Consider the following 21,692-nt stretch of genomic DNA (forward strand, 5'->3'; position numbering starts at 1 on the left):
GACATTAAATGGCAAAGTGAAATTTGCAAAGCCGACAATGTTTTATATTTGGTCTCCTGTATCAAAGTAAAAAAATGCTAGCCGTAAAAACTGTTCATTCCTTTGTCGTTTTATCTCAAATTGATCTTTATGGTTATATTTTGGGAAACTTACACCCCATTTAGCCCGATACCATTATTCTCCAACAGGAACCGGAATACTAACTCCTGTTGCAACGGCAGTTCCAAAATTTGGCGAGCCGTCTGCATTCCAGGTCAACTTCTGCATCCGTGGCGTTCTGGATCCATTGGTGGTATTGGCAACACTCCGGGCATGGTAAATAAACCAATTTTCGCTGTGCAACACCCCATTTGGATCGGTATAACTACTGGTAAAAAATCCGTTATGGCCAGGTCCATAAACCCCATTGGCATCACTTTTAACAAACACCTGCTTTTTATTGATCCAATCGGCAGGCACCATAGGGTCGCCACCATCTTTTAACTGTATCTGCGCCAAACAATAATTATCGCTGCTGTATCTACTGGCAGAATAAATAATAAAAACCGGACTGTTGGCATCTTTTCTAAGCATGATCGGTCCCTCGTTAACACCTGCACCCAATGAGCCGCTTGGTTCGTATTTTTCCCAATTGTTGGTTGGTGATGATATTTTTACCCTATCACTACTAATTGTCCATGGATTGGCCATCTGCGCGATGTAGATATACTGTTTGTACTTGGTGCCCACATTTTCCCATCCCGACCAAATAAAATAGTTTGTAGTGCCTATGGTTAATACCGAACCATCAATAGCCCATTGATCGCTCGGATCGCTTATTTTCCCTTTAAAAGTCCATGTACCGGTTGTAGGGTCGGCATTAGCGTTTTCCAGCACAAACATGCGGTGGGTAACGTCGCCCCCATCATTTGCCGCAAAGTAGAGATACCATTTACCAGAAAGGAAATGTAATTCGGGCGCCCAGATGTTAGAAGAATAAGCAGCACCAGCCGGAGGTGTCCAAACCACAGTTTCTACTGCTGTAGATAATAACGACATTGATCTGGTTTTTCTAAGTCCGATATTATTGCCGCGTGTATACATAAAATAATAATAGCCATCTTTTTGAGCAACATAGGGGTCGGCCCTGCTTGCATTGATCAGCGGATTCTGGAAATTCATATCATGAAAATTAAACATCCCTTGTGTACCTGTTAGCGTAGTTTTTTGCCTTATTTTAGCACCGGGTGTACTGCTTTCGGGATCAACGGCCATTTTCATCCCTGTGGCTTTGTTGGTAAGGGTATATACATTATTACTACCCGCATAAGTGATAGCCCATTGTTGCGCATCACTACCATCGTCGGTACCTTGTTGCAGAATAGCGCCAGATGTTGTTGATGGCGATTTTAAACATTTATTGCTGGTGATGTTGATCAGTTTGCAATAAGTGGCATCTGTTTTCACCAGTTTCCATTTCTGCCCGTTGTTAGGAAACCATGACCACTGCTGGATGGCCGCATTTTCTGCCGTTGAGTTACCGGTAACCTCAACCACCGGTCCGTCTGGTAAGGAAGACATGCCACGGATCCGATATATTGCCCCGTCAATTAAGGTACCTAAAGAAGGTGCAGCAGCAATCACATTTAATGCAGCTAGTTTTTCAACATTGTTTAGGACGTAGTTTCTATCGGTTGATGGTCCTTTCTGGCAAGAACCTGTTAAAACCACAAATGCGGCTGCCAAATGAATCAATAATTTGTTTCTCATAAAAAATACTAAAACTGCAAAGGCATGGTACCGCCGATAGAAGAAATTTGCAGCAGGGTTATTAATTTGGTTAACTTCAAATCAAAGTAAAGAAATGATGCCCGTAAAATTTGTTCATCTTTTTGTCGATATGTCTCAAATCATTTTCCAAAAATCATTCAAACAACTGATAATCAGATCACAACAAAACATCTGTTCAAAATTGGATCATCAGGTGCTAAAACATAGATTACACAACAATCCGATTTACATATATTTGATATTAACTTGAAATATGCGGTTTGTATTATTTTTCTTGCTATGGAGTACACTTTTTGCAGTTTTTACCTGCAAAGGGCAATCTTATTATTTTAAGCAATACCAGGCTGATGATGGGTTGGCGCATAATTCCATACACGCTATCATCCAGGATAAAAATGGTTTTATCTGGATTGGCACCAGAGGCGGACTAAACCGCTTTGATGGCTACACGTTTAAAACCCTAAAGAACGAAAAAAGTAAATTTGGGAACATCGGCAATAATATTATCATAAGTCTTATTGAAGATAAAAAAGGGATGCTTTGGATTGGGACAGGCCGCGGAATTGTAAAATATAACCCTTATAACGAAATATTTACCCCGCTGGAACAGGCACCACAGAACTATATTAGCCACATTATAACCGATCGTCATAACGATCTGTATTTTTTGGCAAACAATCAGCTACATAAATATATCCAGAACAGCAACAAGGTAGTGAACCTAAAAATTCAGGCCTCTTGCATCGCTATCGATTCACGAAACAATATCTTGTTAGGGAATGATGATGGCCAGTTGATTACCTATCATCCGGAAAACGGATCTAAAGATAGTGTCAGAATCATCAGTCACGAGGTTCCGGTAAACCTGCGGTCGATCAGTAAAATATTCCCCGCTGCCGGCAACACTTTATTGATTGGCTGTTTTAAACAGGGACTGAAAAGTTACGATACCAAAAGCGGTGTAATTAAACCGCTGATTTTGCGAAACAGTGATCATACTGATATTTATGTGCGCGATATTACTGCCGGAGAAAATCAGGAATATTGGATAGCCACAGAATTTGGTATATATATTTATGATCTGGCGAACAATACCTGCAAAAACCTCCGTAAAAAAGCCGGCGACCCTTACTCCCTTCCTGATAATGCGGTTTATACAGTCTGTAAAGACAATGATGGCGGCATGTGGGCAGGTACTTATTTTGGCGGACTGGGTTACTATTCAAAGCGCAATGCAAGGTTCGAAAAATATTACCCACTGCTTGGAAGCAATTCTATTTCAGGTAACGCGATCAGAGAAATTTGTCCTGACGAAAAGGGCAGTTTATGGATAGGCACCGAAGACGCGGGCATCAATAAACTGAACTTAAAAACAGGGATTTTCACCAATTACACCGCTAAAGGCAAGAAAGGGGACGTGTCGTACCCGAATATCCATGGTTTATTTGCATTCAACAATCAACTGTTTATTGGTCCATTCCTACATGGGCTGGAAATCATGGATATTAAAAGAGGAATTATAACGGACCGGTTCAAAACCATTGTTGAAAAAAATGAGGCGACAAGCGATTTTGTGCTGTCTATATACGTCTCCAGAGATAGTACCATTTATGTGGGTACAGGCTATAATACCCGATCAGGACTGTTTGTGTTTAATCAAGATGCCAGAACATTTGAAAGGATCGAACAGATTCCCAATTCATCCGTGTACGATATATATGAAGACAGTTTCGGTTACATCTGGACAGGAAGCCTCACACGGGGTGCGTTTTATTACCATCCTAAAACAGGCAAACATGGCAACATCAGCTTCGGTGACCAAACTAAGGACAAGACCATAAGCCAGTTTGCAGTTTGTGGTATAATGGAAGACAGCAACCATGCCATGTGGTTTACCACTCAGGGCAGCGGTTTAATCAGATTAAGCCCGGATAGGAAAGTAATAAAAAAATTCAATACCGAAAATGGTCTGCCCACCAATATTCTGTTCCGTGCCCTTGAAGATAATTCTAAATGCCTATGGATAAGTTCGTTCAAAGGACTGATCTGTTTAGATCTACGTACAGAAAAAATAAAGATTTACACCAAATCCAACGGATTGATTGCCGATCAGTTTAACTTTAGTTCTGCCTATAAAGATCCAAATGGTAGGATGTATTTCGGATCGGTAAGGGGCATGATTTCTTTTAACCCAAAAGATTTTGAGCAAAAAGATATCGCACCGCCTACTTTTATCACGGGTTTCCAGATCAACAATAAGGAAGTCCTTCCAAATATTGAAAATAGTCCGCTTAGCAGATCAATTTCTTATACCGATACGATTGTACTTGCCCACAACCAGAACAATTTCAGCATCGAATTTGCGGCACTCAACTACTCCTCGCCCGAAGTGACCAGGTATGAGTATGTAATGAAAGGTGTAGGTCAGGCCACCACCTACTTGAATAACAATAGAAAAGCTTATTTTACAGATTTGTCTCCAGGCAGTTACACTTTTCTGGTAAGGGCAAAAAGTAATGTAGAGAGCTGGACTGGAAAAGAGCGCCGCCTTTTTATTAAAATCCTTCCACCATTTTGGAAAAGTATTACGGCATACATTTGTTACCTGTTGATGATCGCAACTGGGCTTTTTCTGGCTATACGTTATTATCACCGTTATATTGAGCGCAAAAACATCAATAAATTACAGTTATTCGAACACGAAAAGGAAAAAGAGATTTACCAGGCCAAGATCGAATTTTTTACCAATATTGCGCATGAGATACAAACACCGCTAACCTTGATTTTAGGTCCTGTTGAGATGATGCTGGAAGAGGCGAAGGAGCAGCCTCTAAAAAGCAGTTTGCTCATGGTCGAAAAAAATGCGAATCGACTGGCCAAACTGACCAATCAACTGCTTGATTTCCGCAAGACAGAAATGCACCAGTTCGGCTTAAATTTTGTAAATACCGATATCAATAACCTGTTAAAAGAACAAGTGAATGCTTTTGAGCAGGAGGCTCAAAAGAGCAATATCTCACTTGCTCTTGAACTGCCCAAAACGCACATCATTGCATTTGCCGATAGAGAGGCGCTGATAAAGATTTTTAACAATTTAATCTCGAATGCGATTAAATATGGAACAAGCAAAGTAATTGTACAGCTTCATACTTCTGCTGAAACAGCAGGCCGTTTTAACATTACTTTCGCCAATGATGGGAAAGGCATTCCCCAGCAATACCGTGCGCAGATTTTCGAACCGTTTTTCAGGTTATATGGTAAAGATAAACCTGGTACAGGCATTGGGCTTTCGCTGGCAAAATCGTTGGCCGAACTACATAACGGCTCGCTCACGTTGTTAGAAGGTGATGCTGATAAAGTGGTTTTTGAACTGATTTTGCCTATACATCAAAAATTTGAATTTAAATTGAGTAGTTGGAAAAAGATAAAATAAACATGACTGACAGTATTTTAATTATTGACGATAATGAAGATATTCTTGAGTTTTTAACGCAGGTATTCGGAAACACTTATAAATTGCATTTGGCAATTAGCGGAGAAGTGGCGCAGGAAATTCTGGATAAAGAAATCGTAGATCTTATCATTTCCGATATTATGATGCCCGGGATTGATGGTTTTGAACTTTGCAGGCTGATCAAATCAAACGTAGAATATTGCCACATTCCTATTATATTATTGACTTCTAAAAACACATATAAGGCGCACATTGAAGGGTTGGAAGTGGGTGCTGATCTTTATATTAAAAAGCCATTTTCGCCGCAGCTGTTACGTGTTCAGGTGGCCAATCTGCTCCAGAACCGCTTAAAAATTAAAGCCCATTTTGCAAGTGCGCCTTTCGAAGATGTGCGCGTAGTGGCAAACTCAAAAATTGAAGAAGCATTTCTGAAAAGACTAGACGAATATGTGCGTAAAAATATTCAGGATCCCTATCTGGATATCGATCAGCTTGCCGAGCACATGCACATGAGCCGCCCTACCCTTTACCGGAAGATAAAAGCGATTTCTGCCCTATCGCCAAAAGAACTGATTGATGTTACCCGCCTAAAAAAGGCCACCAAGCTGATTGCTCAGAACGAATTCAGCTTTTTTGAGATTGCGAAGATGGTGGGTTACAGTTCTCAAAGCCTATTCAATAAAAATTTTTTAAGATATTTTAAAGTGACGCCCCAGGAATATATGAATTCGCTCAGTAAGGACACAAAGGACGAAGAAATTTAAGCAAAACCAAAGATGACCAGATTTAATCCAGCCATCTTTTATCGGTTAAGTGCGGTTAATATTTGAATACTTTTCCCTCTACCATAACCTGCTGACGAGTGGCATCAAAGCTTGCTTTTCCACCGGTACGTACCGCGGCATTCGTCATGATATTGGCGATGGAATGCTGATAACCCGCCTCAACAGGCGCATTAGGCTCTTTTCTACTTCGGATACACTCCAGCCAGTTGCGCATATGGTTAGAACTTAATACATCGGCACCTGTATTGGCCGATGCTGCTGCAGCTGATGGCGCAGCAAGTTTAATTTCGGGCAACAGGTTCGGCTTCATTTTCATCGCAGCCGCCGCCCTTGCCGTTAAACCTCCATGAGGCGATATGGTATTGGTAATAAGATTTAATTCTCCCCCATTTGAATAATAGATTTCTGCCGGTCTTTCATCACCGTTATGCATCCTGGAAGTAAATACCACCTGGAAACCTTTAGTCATATCATCAAGCGGGCCATAATCAAAAACAGCAGTAGTGGTATCCCAATTACGGCGACCATCTTTCCATTGGTAAATCCCACCGTTTGCGGTAACACTGCGCGGGTGAGACAATCCGGTAAACCAATGCACCGTATCGATCTGGTGACTCATCCATTGTCCGGGCATACCTGAAGAATATGGCCAGAAAAGGCGGTATTCGAGATATATCCTGGGATCAAAGGCTTCGTATGGCCGGTTTAACAAAAAGCGTTTCCAATCAGTATCCTGCTCTTTCAGTTTCGCTACCAAATCGGGGCGGCGCCATCGGCCGGGCTGATTTACATTCCAACTCAATTCTACCATGGTAAGATCTCCAAATTTACCTGCTTTGATAAAATCGGCAGCAGCCTGATAATTTTGTCCACTTCGGCGTTGCGAACCAATCTGCAGAATCTGTTTCGAAGACCTTACAGCTTTCAATGCGGCATTGGCATCATCCATGGTTTCGGCAAAAGGTTTTTCGCAATACACATCTTTTTTGTTTTTAACAGCCTCTATGGCGTGCAGGGCATGTGCAAAATCCGGCGTACTGATGATTACGGCATCAAGATCTTTCAATGCATAAAGTTCGTCGTTGTTTTTACAGGCAGTAATGCCATGGCCAATTTTGCTTTTAATGTGTTCAGCACCTAAATCTCGGCGGTAATTCCATAGATCGGAAAGGGCAACAATATCAAAATTAAGTTCTTTGTTGTGGTTCAAAAAGCATGGAAACAGCGTATCTTTAAAGCGATCGGAAAAACCAACCACGCCAACCCTAACCCGATCATTCGCACCAATAATATTCGCGTAACTTTTGGCCGACATCCCGAAAGTACCCACATAAGTTCCCACTGCAGCAATTGCTGCCTTTTTTATAAAGTCTCTTCTCGATTCTTCCATAATACTCATTATTTAAGTATTTTGATTTTAATGTTTCTGTACGAAACATTGTTGCCGTGATCCTGGATCAGGATATGTCCCTTTTTAGCTTCTCCAAAGTTTTTCCATGTTTTGTATTTACTTCCAGCCACCAGTTTTCTAAAATCGTCTGATCCACGCTCATATTCCACTACTTTTACGCCGTTTAACCAATGTTCTACGTGGTTGTTCGGATAAACACGGATCTCACCACTATTCCATTCGCCAATTGTTTTAATTACCGAAGCAGGCTTGTTTGATGGAATAAGATCATACAAAGAGGCAAGCTTCCGGTTACCGTTTTTGCCCAGTTTCGCATCAGGATGTTTTTCATCATCCAGTACCTGAAACTCAAGGCCAATGCCAGACAGATTGGTTTTTTCTTCTTCAGTTACAAAATATTTTATACCGCTGTTAGCACCTGCAGTAAGTTTGAAATCGAATTTTAATATAAAGGCCGAATACTCATCTCTAGTTACAATATCGCCGCCTGAACCTTGCTCTTTTCCATTGGATGCCAGTACTGTTAAAATCCCATCTTTCATCTCCCAGCCTTTGGCAGGGAACTGTGCTTTAAATATCGCACGCCAGCCGCTTGCATCCTTGCCGTTCCACAGCAATTTGAACCCTTCCCTTTTTTCGTTTTTGCTGAGCATATTTTGAGCATAAGTTAGGTTTACAACAAAAATGCCCAATATTAGCATGTAAATTAACCTGTAGTTTTTCATTGAATTTAATTTATAGTTATTTTATGTGTTTAAAGATTTACGTTTACAATTACTTTTGCGGGCGCTTAAAGAACAAACCTCACAATAAGTATGATAGCCCAGTGGTATCTGCATGCAGGTAGTGATAGCATTTACAATATGATTTGATTTACGGGTTTATAATTGGTTATCATGCCAAAGTAAGCCAATGGACCTTGTAAAATATGTTCAATTTATTGTTGATTTGTCTCATTTTACCTGATCAAAAACCTAAAGAAAAGAAGAATCGCCAGATTAAAAACATGTTTATAAAAAACATAAGCAAACAGACAAAATATAATTAACATATTAAAAATCAATAATTTAAACGAAACAAACAGCTAAAAATGGATTAAAAAAAAGCAGGCTGCGCCACGGGGACTGGTAATAAAACATTCATTTGTGCGTGGTACTCCAACTTTGGCTTCCCTTTCTCCCTGTGTATAATTGTTTATTTTCGGAAAAATAACCAAATACCAAAAAGACAATTTATACCTTGAAATACATGATCACTTTTCGATTATCTACATTTTTTAAAAAATATGTAAATGGTGTTCAACCAGCAAAAAAAACGAATAAAATAGCTGTAAAAAAGCCCTATAACTTAACAATACAACCTTTGGGTGCTTGCCTGGTTTATTTGCTGATTAGCTTTTGCCTGGTTTCCTGTGGATTAAAAAAAACACAGGCCGAAAATTCAAACACTGATGGCGCTGCGCACCTGTTGCTAAATCCTGCCCTACCAGGTGATAATCCAGATCCTTCTATCATCAGGGTTGGAAAAGTGTATTACGCTACCTCTACTACAAACGAATGGGCTCCTTATTTTACCATATATAAATCAACCGACCTTAAAAACTGGAAATTGATCAATCATGTTTTTCCGGATGGATTTAAGGATATGAAAAACCAATGGGGCGAAAATAACTTTTGGGCATCGGAACTGGTTTATGATCAAAAACAGAACCGGATTTATGCCTATTATACAGCCCACAACAAGGAAACAAAAGGTAATCCGGGTTTGCAATGCGGCACAGCCTGGATCGATGCAGATAAAATTGAAAGCGGTAAATTTACCGACAATGGCCCTGTTATTATTGAAGATGATTGTGGCGCAATAGATGCGTTTGAATTACAGCACAATGGCAAAATTTATGCTTTCTGGAAAAATGACGGTAATGGCTGTGGCAAAGAAAGCTGGATCTGGAAACAGGAAATTAACGATAGCCGAACAAAATTGCTCGGGCAAAAGAGCAAAGTATTCACCAATAGCCAGCCATGGGAAACCGGATTGGTTGAAGGCGCCTGTTTTTTTACCTTAGGAGAATATGTGTACAGCCTGTATTCTGTTGGTGGCTGCTGTGATGCAAAATGCAATTACAAAACAGGAATTGCCAGAACGAAAGACCTGAACAGCGGTGTGTGGGAGAAATACAGCAACAACCCGATAATGGTAAGTAACGACAAGTGGAATTGCCCCGGCCATGGCACAGTGGTAAAAACCGCAAACGACAGGCTATTTATGCTATACCACGCATTTAACAAAAGTTATGATGTTTTTGTAGGCAGAGAGGGCATTATAGAAGAATTAATTGTTGGCGCTGATGGCTGGCCTGTATTACATAATGCAACCCTCCCCAACCGGCCAAAGGCCGACCTTAATTTTGTCGACAATTTTGAAAATGATCAAAAACTTGATCTTGCCTGGCAATGGCCTTCCAAATCGCCAAGGCCAGCGATGTTTTTTGACAAAGGGTTAAAATTAGCCGCATCTGATGAAAACCATGCACTTGGCACCTTTCTGGGCCAGTACATTAAGACAGTAAATTTTAGCATCAGTGCCGAAATAAAGCCCGATGCAGCAAAAACAGGCATTTGCCTGGGCGGTGCCATTTTTAAAAGCAAGTGGCCTGGTGAACTCGGTGGAATAGGCATTACAGTCTCGAAAGATGGCTTTGCTGTTTTTGATAATTTTGAAGGCGCATATAAGATTCTTAAATCATCAAAAGAAAATTTAGCTGGCCCAGTGCAATTAAAAATGCAGATCAGCAATGATGGGAAACAGATAGAATTTTTCCATAAAAAACAAGGAGCAGAATGGCTTAGTTTTTATCGCACAGATTTTTTAGCAGCCAAACATGTGCCTTGGGGAATGGGATACAGGGCTGGTATTGTGGTAAAAGGAGATCGTTCGCAAACAGGTACTTTTAACAGCTTTAGGTTAATGAATAATTAATGATGCCATTGAAAGCTGAATTATTTTCCGCTTGGAAATGTGTATATTTAAGAATATCATTAAAACTCAATTATTCTATCACTAACAGACTTAAATATAAAGATCGTCATCTCGACCGAAGCAACGCGAAGTGGAGAGATCTAAAGTTTAAAGATTTCTCCATTGCGCTACCGATTAAAAATCGGCGAGCTTCAGTCGAAATGACGACCGTTTTTGACAATCTTATCATTAGTAGCCTGTCGAAGGACTTGCTTAAATATTTCTCTCGCTGGAGCACCCGTGCTGGCTGGGTTTAGTGTGTTATATAGAAGTCAGGTTTTTAAAACTTGACTTCTATAAATTACCAACTACCATTGAATCTGTTGATCCTGATCTGGTATCAATGTATTCAGGTCGCGCTGCATGGATAACGTACCATCTACCTTATATTTCAACCTTTGTCCGGGCACTGTGGTATAATCCTCAAACTCGTAGGATAAATAAAGTGTGGTATAAATATGTTTCAGGTATGGAAGCTTTGGGTCCCAGGCTTCATCTCTGGTATAATAAGATTGGGTTGTACCAATTTTAAATTTATTGTTTACGGTATTATCGCTCCAGATTTCTAACTTTTTCTTCTGGATATCGATATTCTGATCGGTAAACTTAATAAATACCTTATAGTTTTTACGATCCAGGTAATCGATATCCCTGATTCCGGCATATAAAAAAATAGTTTTATCATCCACCACAAAAGTTCGGTGGGTATTTAGGGTTAAGGGCTCAGTATCCCCATCGAGAAATATTTTATACAAAGTACCACCATATTCTCCAGAATAATCATTAAAGGGCGTGATCCGCAGCATAGCTCTACGATAATATTTTTGTGGATTGGCCTGATAATCATAAGAAGGATCGTTTAAGATCTGTAACGGTAATACCCATTTATCAGATTGATCCAGATCCCCCAGAGTAAAATCGATGGGTACAGTAACCGTGCTTACCCCGGCCGGTACATCTATGGTTTGGGGAATGGTATAGTACTTTTTATCCAATTGTTTAAAATACAGTTCCTGTCGGTGCCCATACTGCTCCTGATTTAATTTTGCCAGCGTATCAGGGTCTAAACCGAGGTGTATGGTGCGGTTTTTTAAATTTGGTGTAGAACCACTGATGATAATCGGAAGGTTAAACCTCACCTTTCCGGTGGCATTATAACGTAAATAACTCCAGCTTACCCCCTGGGCAGTCGGATTTGATTTAAATGATGCCGTTTGAACGAATTGTTCTTCTTTCCATTCATCATTACATGAAACAAAGCATACCGCTGTTGTTATCAATAAAAATAGAATATATATATACTTTTTCATTTTTTGCAGATTATGATTGTTATTCAGGATTTGTCCAGCCCGGATTTTGTGTCAGGTATTTGTTGCGTTTCAATTCGTCAAAATGAATTGGCCAAAACCACATTTTGAGCGTAAAAATCGAAGGTAACGATGGCGTTTCAACTACGTTATGGAAAAGGTCTGCCTGCCCTTTAGTGGCATAGGCATTGTAGCCATAAACCGGGGCCGACTCTTCCGACTGCGCATCGGTCCAACGGCGCAGATCGAAATAGCGGTGCCCTTCGGCAAATAACTCTACCTGGCGTTCTCTTTTCAATTTTATACGAAATTTATTTGGATCGGCATAAACATCTCCCGGATAATCGGCTAATCCGGCACGGATGCGGATCGGCTGGATTCCTCTTTTCATTTCAGAAATGTTCCTTGAAATTACCTGTGTTTTACTTCCGTCCCACGATGGGATGCTATAAGATCCGTTCAGCTCATTTAAGGCTTCTGCATAAATGAGCAACACTTCCGCATAACGGATAGCCGGATCAACTTTTTGCTTCATACGGCTTTGATCATAAGCGGTAACAGCCACATTGCTGATATCGTCTGGGTGTACATATTTTTTAATCCCCACCCCTGTACGTGGCCAGTAGGTCGTGTTTTTATAACCATTAGGATCGCCACGGTAGTAGAATATCTGAACATTACTTTTTTCATCCCTTACGCTCTCTGCATTGAGGAGATTCCAGGTAGAACCGTTATACGATACTGAAGCATAAAAGCGGGGTTCGCGCTGAACAAACTGTTTATTTACGCCAACGCCCAAAGGTCCTAATTCGGGGTATTTAGTCAGTTCCGTCTGCATTACAAAACCCGTTGTGCGGAGTTGGGTATTATATCGGCCTTCATAGCCCTGTCTCCCTGCGTACATGCTGTTCATTCCTGGTATATCGCTACCATCGTTCATGGCATAGGCATCAACCTGCTTTTGGGTCATGCCATGCGAATTGTAGCCCTTGCCCTCCAGGCGCGGCAACTGATGCAGTACCAAAACATTTATGCCTTCGCCCCCCTGGTTTTGGCCATGAGTGAAAATCAGTTCAGGATTTTGGTAGGCAGGAACTGTTCCGTTAAACAAAGCGCGGTACGACTCGTAAGGATCGATATCGCTCCAGCCCGAAGGCCAGGCACTATTAGAAAAATTACTGTCAAATGGAGGAGTAACAGTTGCCGGATAAGCAGCATCGCCAGTTGCTTTTTTATAAGCAACATACAAACGGTATTGGCCCATATCTATTACATCCTTGGCAGCGGCAGCAGCCCTGGCCCATTTAGATTCATCATAGGTTCGTGAAAGTAAGGGTTTCCCATCTTTGGTAACCAGTGCCGCAGCTACATCAGCAGGTGCTTTGCCGTTGGCCAGCGGACTTGCTGCATACAAAAGTATCCGGGCACGGAGCGCTAAAGCTGCACCACGGGTTGGCCTTGCTATCTGTTGTATCCCTTGCTGAAGTGAAAGTCCTTTGGCGGCTTCTGCCAGTTCGTTCGAGAGGTAAACAGCACATTCTTCGTAGGTATTCCGCGGCTGGGCAATTTCATCATACTCTTTGGTGTAATCGATCCCTTCATTGGGTACGATTGGCACCGGACCATAGGTACGTAACAGTACCCAATAAAAGTAGGCTCTTAAAAACCGTGCCTGCCCTTTGAGGTTTGCAATTTCTTTTGCTGTAAACTGCTTATTGATATCGATATTATTAATAAATATAGAAGCCTGACGGATGCCTTTATAGGCCACATTCCAAATTTCTTTGCTTTCGCCGTTCAATCCGTTTTCAGTGTATTGTCCGTTTTTCCATCTTTTGTATCCGTCGCTTTCATCACCGTAATACATATCATCAGCAAAATTAAAGGGCACATATTTCTTGCTGCTTACATCCTGTATAAAATTACTGCCCATAAAAGAGTAGGCCTGTGCCAACCATCTGTTTGCATAGTCGGTATTGGTAAAAACCTCTTCTGTGGTTAACCGCTCATCGAAGAGGTAATCAGAGTCGAGATATTTTTTACATCCGCCTGCAATTAAAATAATACCTGCAAAAGCTAAAACGATAACTATTTTTTTCATATTCTTCTTTGCTTATAAATTAACTGATACCCCTAATGACATTGTTCTGCTAAGCGGATAAACTTTCCCTGTTGAGCTCCCTAATTCCGGATCCCACAGTTTAAATTTGGTAAATGTGAGCAGGTTGGTGCCGATAAAAAAGAAACGCACATTATTGAGGTGAGCCTTGTTTACCAAGGTTTTAGGCAGCGAATAGCCAATATCCAATGTTTTTAAACGCAGGTAAGAACCATCTCTTAGCCAAAAGGTAGATGCCCGATAGTTATTGGCATTTGGACCGTATGTTAAACGGGGATAATCTGCATTGGGATCTTCATTTTCGCCTAATTTCCAGCGGTTGCTATTGGCTACATCACTCAGGATATTTCCCCAATTCTGACCTAAGCTGAACATATAAACCGACGATCCGTTAATAAAATAAGTAGACTTTCCTACACCCTGAAAATGCATATTGATATCAAGACCTTTCCAGCTCGCCGAGAGCCCGAATCCGTAGGTAAGATTTGGTCTGGTTGTTGCGCCAATAGCTACAATATCATTATCATCGATAATACCATCCCCGTTGATATCCTTATATTTAATATCGCCCGGCATTACCTCACCAAAAGATTGTTTTGGGCTATTGCGGATATCATCATAATCTTTAAACAGGCCTAAATCCATCAGCCCCCTGGCTTGGTCTACCCGATGGCCTTCCTGAAGCTTGTAAGTGTAAATCGTATTTTCTTCATCTCTTTCCAGTATTTCATTTTTGCTATAAGTAACATTGCCACGTAAGGTGAGATCTACATTGCTTACCTTTTGTTTATAAGTAAAACTGCCATCAAATCCGGCTGCTTTTACCTCGCCCACATTGGCAGAAGGATTATTCTCCAAACCTACGTACCCAGGCAGAAAATTCCGGCTCATGTAAATTCCATCACGGCGTTCGCGGAAATAATCTACTGATCCGCTAAATTTATCATGGAATAGCGAATAATCAATTCCCAGATCTTGCTTGGTGGCGATTTCCCAGGTAACATTAGGAGAGGCTACTGAAGAATAACGGATACCCGTCCACGGATTTGAAGAATCAAAATCACCGAAATTGTATCCTCCTGCGGCCATCTGCTCTAAAGTATAGAGATAAGGAAACCTGATATCGCCTAAGTTGTCATTTCCTGTTTTTCCATACGAATAACGCACTTTAAACATATCTACCCATCCCAATTTTTTCACGATAGGTTCCTCTCCGATATTCCATGCTCCGGAGATGGCAGGGAAAAATCCGAATCTGTAGTCTTTGTGGAAATTTTCAGAACCCGTATAACCGAAATTGAAATCAACATAATAGCGCGATCTCCAGTTGTAGTTGGCTCGTCCGGCCAATCCCTGATTCCGTCGTGCAATTCCGTTTTTTAAATCCGAACCGATATTCTGGGTAAATACCTTCGATGCCTGACTATACTTAACCATGGCCCCGAAATTATGGTCGCCTATGTTGTTGTTATAATGTGTTTCCCATTCAAAGAACTCACGTTTATCACCGTCCGAACCAGAAGTCTGTGTCATTTTCTGTTCTTCTTTTATGCGTTTAAATACCAAATTGCCTTCGGTATCGCGGTAACGGTTGGCGCTCCACAGTTCAGGGAACTTATAGCGTTTGATATAGTTATTGTTATAAGTATCATAACCAAAGCGGCCAACGAAGCGGAGGCCTTTGGTAATAAAATCCAGACCCTGGTTTAGATTTAATGTGATTTGGATGTTATTGCTCCAACTTTCGTTGTAACCAGTCATGGTACCCTGTACCCAGGGATTAAAGCGGTCCATATCATTGTCTGGATTGGTATCGCCATCATCACTTGCAGGGATCTTCCCGTCTGAATATAACAGTGGAGAGGTAATTGCATTGTATCCCATCAGTGCCGTCCATATTGCATCACTGCCTACTCCGGGATCATTTTGTTTCCGTAACGACCCCGAAACACCTACTGTGAGCAAGGTAGATTTGGTGATATCCATATCAACGCTTAAACGATAAGTATACTTGTTAAAACTGGTGTTGGTATTGTAGTCTTTCAACGCATCATCTACCTTATACATTCCCTGCTGATTCTGGTAGCTTCCTGATAAATAATAACGCGCAGTTTTTCCACCTCCGCTTAAATTGATCATACTGCGCTGGCTCTTTGCTGCATCACGCAACACCACATCCATCCAGTTTACATTGGGGAACAGGTCGGGATCTAAGCCCAGGCGCAGTATTTCGAGTTCCGGCCTCGAAAAGAGAGGCTCCTGATTTCTAACAATTTTTGCCTCATTGGCCATCGACGCATACGCATAGCCATCCACAAATTCAGGGAGTTTGGTAAGTGTATTATAAAAGCCTTCTACTTTTGCATTGATATTTACTTTGCCTTCCTTGCCCCGTTTGGTTTTGATTAAAATTACGCCGTTTGCACCTCTGCTCCCATAAATAGCCGTTGCTGAAGCGTCTTTTAATACAGAAAAGGATTCCACATCTTCCACATTGATCTCGTTCATGTCACGTTCAAAACCATCAATCAATACCAGCGCTGCATTGCTGGCTCCGAAAGTAGAAATACTGCGCACCCAAAATTCTGAAATGCTGCCTGGACGCCCTGAGGTTTGCATGGCCTGGATACCTGGTACCACACCTGCCAGCGCATCTGCCATCGATGTAGAGGGATTAGATTTGAGCCGGTCTACATTTACAGTTGTAATGGCCCCAGTGATGGATATCTTTTTTTCTGCGCCTGTACCGGTAATTACCACCTCGTTCAATACACTGGCATCTGATTCTTTCAGGCTAACATTTACAACGCGCTGCTCTTTTACCAGTACCTCCTGTTTTTCGTAACCCACATAAGTAAATACCAATGTTTGGTAAGGAGGCATTTTGATACTGAATTTCCCATCACTGTCGGTAATTGCCCCCAGTCCGGGCAGGTTGGCAACAGATATGCTTACCCCTGGGATAGGTTGTTTGCCAATGTCGGTTACTGTTCCCTTTACTGTTACCTCCTGTGCGAAAACATTCAGGGAGACACCAATCAGCACGATGCACGTTAGTAAAATAAATCTCATCATTATATATTTGGTCTTCATCAATTATTCTTCTTTAGCTATTTTGCGGATAAGCCAATTGCCGGTATCACCGATATAAAAACATTTTTTCACATCATCATAGGCAATGGCTTGCGGGTTATTGAAACGGGCTTCGGTACGTAAGTCGCCATCGGCATAACCGCTTGTACCGTTGTTCCCACGTCCGGCGAATGTACTTACCCTTCCTTGTGGGGTTAAAATGCGAACTGCATGGTTGGCCTTATCGCAGAAATAGAAATCGTACTGGTCGCCTCCTGCCGTTTCATATTCTGGATTTTTAACAAATACCCCCTGTACAGGGCCGTTCAAACGCGCATTAGTGCCAATTCCGTCAGCATAACCTGCCGTACCCGCTGCACCACAGATGGTATATGGCGTTTTGAAGGTTTTCTTGTCACGATCGTAATCGGTACGCATGATAAAATGTTTTTCAAATTCGACCAGATAGGCATAGTCTCCGGAGGGGTGCATCACCATGTAAACGGCCACCGCACTGTAAGGATTGGAGAACACCAATTTATCTTCTTTGGTATTAAAGTCATACCTGCGGATATCACCAGCTCTGTACCGTGAGTAGTACAACTCTCCGTTTTGCGGATGAACTATTGTACCGTTTACACCCCTGGCATAAACCTCGATTGCTTTTTTCTGAACAAAATTAGATTCACGGGTGAACAGGTAATTGCCATTTTTGGTATCGCTAGAATGGTTGTGGGAAACAATCATATCCTGATTTCCGTCCATTCTCCAGTTTAATATCGATACCCTATCGAGATCCGTTCTGAAGTAACTCACATATTGCTTCTCAAAATCAATCAGACGGCAACTGTTTACATCGGCCGAGAAATAGAGGTGGTTATAGTTTTTAGGATCGAAAGTAAGCCACAGTATACCCTTAAACCCACCACAATCGTTAAAAGGGCCTTCCTTTTCCTCAAAATTACTTGGTACCTGATAGTATTTACCCAAAAAGGTAGAAACGAGCAGTTTTCTGGTATAAGAAAGTGGTTCTTTTGAGGCTCCATAGGCCAATTCCTCATTGTTACCACCAAGAACACTTACTTTTATATCCCCAGCATAAGCCTTTTCGGGAATGATACAATAAATGGCATTATTTTTTACGCCAACAACTTTGGCTGGCTTCCCTCCGATCATCACTTTTATTTTGGAAAGATCGTTCCCGAAATTTTCGCCATATATCACCAGATTATTTCCTACACTTCCGGCTTTAGGGTAAAAATCGCTGACGGTTACGGGCTTAGATGGATCGTAACCAACTTCTTGCGTCAACTCATCATGTTTACAATGTGTTAAGGAAAGCGCAATCAACCCGAACAGCATCCAACGGATTTGCCAACGCCTGGTTTTAACCTTGTTTTTAATTTTCATATACATATTGCTTTTATCCGGATTTAGCCGGGTTACACTGAATTTTATTATTTCTTTCCCACGCTGAACGCTAACCAATAATGGTTGTGGTATTCCGTAAATTTTCGAAATAGCTAGATCATAGTACCGTTAAACTGACAACATGTAACAATATTTCCCAGGAATGGACATAGCAATGTCCTTCGGCATTACAACTTGTAATTCCGACCACGGATCTGAAAGGAGCCGTTACCTTTTGCAGAAAACATTATTTATCAAGCTGCAGGCCCACAACATTGTGTAGGATGTGCGTAACCCTCTTATTTTAATTAATGGTTTTAGGTCAGCTTAATCAGTAAATCGTTTTATTGTCAATAGCAATAATTTTGGCACATTAATAACATCTGATTGGCACCATACTGCAGTCTAAATGTTCAACTGTGTGCAGCGCTATTGCTACTAAAATTGGCCTATTTTTCAGCATTTTCTTACAGAATCAATACGGATTTGTTTTATTCTGATACGCGGAATGTACCTGAAACTGATAAGTATTTATTTGAGCATAGCATCATTTTAGTCATATTTCCCTGGTTTATTGGTTTAGATAAATAATGATTATCAATCGTCTGAAACAAATATTTTGTATCTCATAAAAAGCATTAAAACTGCAAAAGCATAGTGTTGCTGGTGGAAGAAATTTGCAGTAGGGTTTGTTATTTGGTTAATTGAAATCAAAGTAAAGGAATAGCGCCATTATTATCTGTTCAACTTTTTGTCGATTTGTCTCAAATTGTCAAATTACTACACGCACTGATTGAAGGTAACTAACTGTAAATTAACCGGAATGATATATTTGGTTATTTCCAACCCAGTACCTCGCCCAGGCAAAAGACGGACAGACCGTCAAAGTAGCAGGTCTCGCCCTGGTACAGCCAAAGGCGTATGTTTTATCACCATTGAGGATGAAACAGGATTTACCAACCTGGTCGTATTTGAAAACCTGTTCGAAAATTCCGAAAAGAAATCATCTAGTCCAGACTACCTATGGTTCATGGAAAACTGCAGATAGAGGGCGAAGCGATCCAGGTGATCGTCAAACGCTGCTTTGATCTCACCAGCCTCCTCCGATCAATGGACAGGGAAGAAACAATGGTTTCCCGGCAGTCGCTTTCTCCAGATCCGATGAAAGGACCGCGCCCTACTCCGGCAACAGAGATGCACCAGAAAAAGATGTTCCAGCAGCCTCAGCCATTCCGGGAGGCAGGACTTTTAAGTAATGACCAATTACATCGGATCGTTGAAATACCTATTACCCCACAACAGGAATAACAGCGGGTACCGGCGCGTGGTTAAGGCCTGCAGGCGTATGAGCGGATAGCCCAGCTTTGCCCATTTTCCACAGCTTTTTCTTTCCCATACAATTCTTTTTTGCATGATGTGTTTATATGGATTTATAGCGCATAATTGAAGAGATAGCGAACAGGCAGATTTCTCCAAAATCCAAGCAAAATAAACGTAAAAAAGACGCTTATAAAAGATTGCTTTTCTCCTATTTAGTTTAACATCTTATAATAAAACAGGGAAACGAGGAGTTTACCCCCTAATTTATATTAGATTACCCCTCACTACAAGCACATTTTTTATGGTTAATTTGTTTCAACCAAGTATAAAAATCTGGTAAACTACCAGAAGTATCTTTTACAATTCTTTTAATCCTTACCGCTGTTTAGGCAGCAGCAGTAAGGAATGGGCACGTGATTACGGGATAAACCAAAAGCCTTATAAACCAGATCGTTTTAAAAGGATGAACCTTTTTAAACAAGGTGATTAAATAGTTTTTATTGATCATAAAAGGAGGGGCTCACCTAAAACGAGTAGCATATGTCCTCTTTAAATAACCAAACGAACATGTTCATATGCCTGTTCATTCATTCTTACCTAATTTTATGAAAACAAAATCATTTACTTTACCCTCAGCCGGCATATTGATGCTCGGATTTGTTTTATTTTTTGGCAGTTGCAGAAAAAACGATCTTCCGGATCCAGACAGCAAGGATCAGCTTTCGGTGAAGGCAAAACTGAGCGCAATACCGCCAAACGAAACCCCGCTGTCCGTAACCAATGGCACCTTTTATATTGTGAACCGCAAAAGTGGAAAAGTACTCGATGTTGGTGGTTTTCAGACTGCTGATGGCTCGAATGTTTCGCAATATGGCGGTACAGGCGGAACAAATCAAAAATGGACCCTGACCCTGCTTTCCGGTGGTTACTATTCGGTTATTGGTGTCCATAGCGCCAAAGGACTTCAGGTAGACCAGGCGGGAACAGCTGATGGGGATAATGTGAATATATCTACCTATTCGGGTGCTACAAACCAGCAGTGGCAATTTACCTCATTGGGCAACGGGTATTACCGCATTATTAACCGAAACAGTGGTAAGGACCTTGAAGTTGCCAACCAGTCAATCGCTGATGGTGCCAATGTTGCGCAATGGGCTTACAATGGCGGAGAAAACCAGCAATGGTCTTTGTTAACGGTCAATGCAGGCGGTCAACTGAATTGGGTGCTTAACAGTACAGGGGTACCGGCTGACGTGGTCACCCGAATTACCAACGCTATGAATGACGCCTGTGCAAGATATAACGCAGGCGCCAATTGGCCCGCCCGCACACTTACCGTACAATATAACACAGGTGTGCCCACAGCCGATGGCAGTACAAACGGAAACATACGTTTTGGTGCAAATACCAGTTACCAGAATGTGCGTACGGCAATGCACGAAATTGCCCACACCTATGGCGTGGGTCTAAGCAGCGGATGGACATCAAATACTGGTACAGGCGATTTCCTGGGCGCAAACACAGTTGCACTTGTTAAAATTTTTGATGGCACTAGTGGTGTAATACACACCGGAGGCGGGCATTTTTGGCCTTACGGTTTAAACTATGACAATGAATGGAGTGAAACAAATGCCTTTAGACATGTAAAATTAGTTTTTGCAATGCGATCAGACGGGATGTAGAGAAGCAGAGCTGTAGCTACTATCGAATGGAAGAGGGTGTATCATAAAGGCGATTTCACCTCAGAGCTGTCATGTTGTCCAAAGGACTCCTACGGAGAGCCTGTCGAAATACTTTAAAGCGTATTTAAACAGGTCCTTCGACAGGCTACCATTGACAGACTCCAAGGGAATGATCGTCATCTCGACCGAAGCATTGCGGAGTGGAGAGATCTTTGAACTATGTTATTAAAATCAAATTTAAAGATCTCTCCGCTACGGTCGAGATGACGACACTTCTAATCAAACTCATCTCTTTAAAATTCTTCTGTCATTTATATTGATTTTTATAAAATAAATTACCCCTC

General features: G+C 41.3%; 12 protein-coding genes. 5 read left to right on the forward strand and 7 right to left on the reverse strand.

All coding sequences use genetic code 11. From position 1 onward, the window contains the following. Positions 1-174: 174 nt before the first annotated feature. Positions 175-1,749, reverse strand: coding sequence for a family 43 glycosylhydrolase (locus J7E57_RS06845; protein WP_215126394.1), 1,575 nt, complete (start codon positions 1,747-1,749; stop codon positions 175-177). Between the two features lie 274 nt (positions 1,750-2,023). Between J7E57_RS06845 and J7E57_RS06850 the strand changes: the two genes are divergently transcribed. Both J7E57_RS06850 and J7E57_RS06855 read left to right on the forward strand, forming a co-directional pair. Beyond that, positions 2,024-5,203 carry a two-component regulator propeller domain-containing protein gene (locus J7E57_RS06850; protein ID WP_215126396.1) on the forward strand — a complete coding sequence of 1,060 codons (3,180 nt, stop codon included), beginning with the start codon at positions 2,024-2,026 and terminating at the stop codon, positions 5,201-5,203. A gap of 2 nt (positions 5,204-5,205) precedes the next feature. Beyond that, complete coding sequence (locus J7E57_RS06855; protein WP_215126398.1) at positions 5,206-5,988, forward strand: DNA-binding response regulator; 783 nt, start codon at positions 5,206-5,208, stop codon at positions 5,986-5,988. Positions 5,989-6,043: 55 nt separating this feature from the next. Here J7E57_RS06855 and J7E57_RS06860 read toward each other — a convergent pair whose 3' ends face one another. After that, on the reverse strand, positions 6,044-7,399 hold the full coding sequence (locus J7E57_RS06860; RefSeq protein ID WP_215126842.1) for a Gfo/Idh/MocA family protein: 1,356 nt from the start codon (positions 7,397-7,399) through the stop codon (positions 6,044-6,046). An 8-nt stretch (positions 7,400-7,407) separates the two neighbouring features. Then, complete coding sequence (locus J7E57_RS06865; protein ID WP_215126400.1) at positions 7,408-8,145, reverse strand: DUF1080 domain-containing protein; 738 nt, start codon at positions 8,143-8,145, stop codon at positions 7,408-7,410. A 523-nt stretch (positions 8,146-8,668) separates the two neighbouring features. On the opposite strand from J7E57_RS06865, the gene J7E57_RS06870 reads away from it, so the two are divergent. Next, positions 8,669-10,399: a glycoside hydrolase family 43 protein gene (locus J7E57_RS06870; RefSeq protein ID WP_215126403.1), complete on the forward strand. Its 1,731-nt coding sequence runs from the start codon at positions 8,669-8,671 to the stop codon at positions 10,397-10,399. 347 nt (positions 10,400-10,746) lie between these two features. Here J7E57_RS06870 and J7E57_RS06875 read toward each other — a convergent pair whose 3' ends face one another. The 4 genes from J7E57_RS06875 to J7E57_RS06890 are packed head-to-tail and all read right to left on the reverse strand — an operon-like array spanning position 10,747 to position 18,346. Further along, entirely contained in the window at positions 10,747-11,748 is a 1,002-nt protein-coding gene (locus tag J7E57_RS06875; RefSeq protein ID WP_215126405.1) for a DUF4973 domain-containing protein, read from the reverse strand. 19 nt (positions 11,749-11,767) lie between these two features. Next, positions 11,768-13,846, reverse strand: a complete 2,079-nt coding sequence (locus J7E57_RS06880) for a RagB/SusD family nutrient uptake outer membrane protein (RefSeq protein ID WP_215126407.1) — start codon at positions 13,844-13,846, stop codon at positions 11,768-11,770. 12 nt (positions 13,847-13,858) lie between these two features. Then, positions 13,859-16,939 carry a SusC/RagA family TonB-linked outer membrane protein gene (locus J7E57_RS06885; protein ID WP_251029828.1) on the reverse strand — a complete coding sequence of 1,027 codons (3,081 nt, stop codon included), beginning with the start codon at positions 16,937-16,939 and terminating at the stop codon, positions 13,859-13,861. Between the two features lie 21 nt (positions 16,940-16,960). After that, entirely contained in the window at positions 16,961-18,346 is a 1,386-nt protein-coding gene (locus J7E57_RS06890) for an IPT/TIG domain-containing protein (protein ID WP_215126409.1), read from the reverse strand. A gap of 1,023 nt (positions 18,347-19,369) precedes the next feature. Between J7E57_RS06890 and J7E57_RS06895 the strand changes: the two genes are divergently transcribed. Beyond that, positions 19,370-19,654 (forward strand): hypothetical protein, encoded by a 285-nt coding sequence (locus J7E57_RS06895; protein ID WP_215126411.1) that lies wholly within the window; start codon positions 19,370-19,372, stop codon positions 19,652-19,654. Between the two features lie 617 nt (positions 19,655-20,271). Continuing rightward, positions 20,272-21,348, forward strand: coding sequence for an RICIN domain-containing protein (locus J7E57_RS06900; protein ID WP_215126413.1), 1,077 nt, complete (start codon positions 20,272-20,274; stop codon positions 21,346-21,348). The last annotated feature ends 344 nt before the right edge of the window (positions 21,349-21,692 follow it).

The sequence above is a fragment of the Pedobacter sp. ISL-64 genome (genome assembly GCF_018613605.1).
Taxonomy (GTDB): Bacteria; Bacteroidota; Bacteroidia; order Sphingobacteriales; family Sphingobacteriaceae; genus Pedobacter.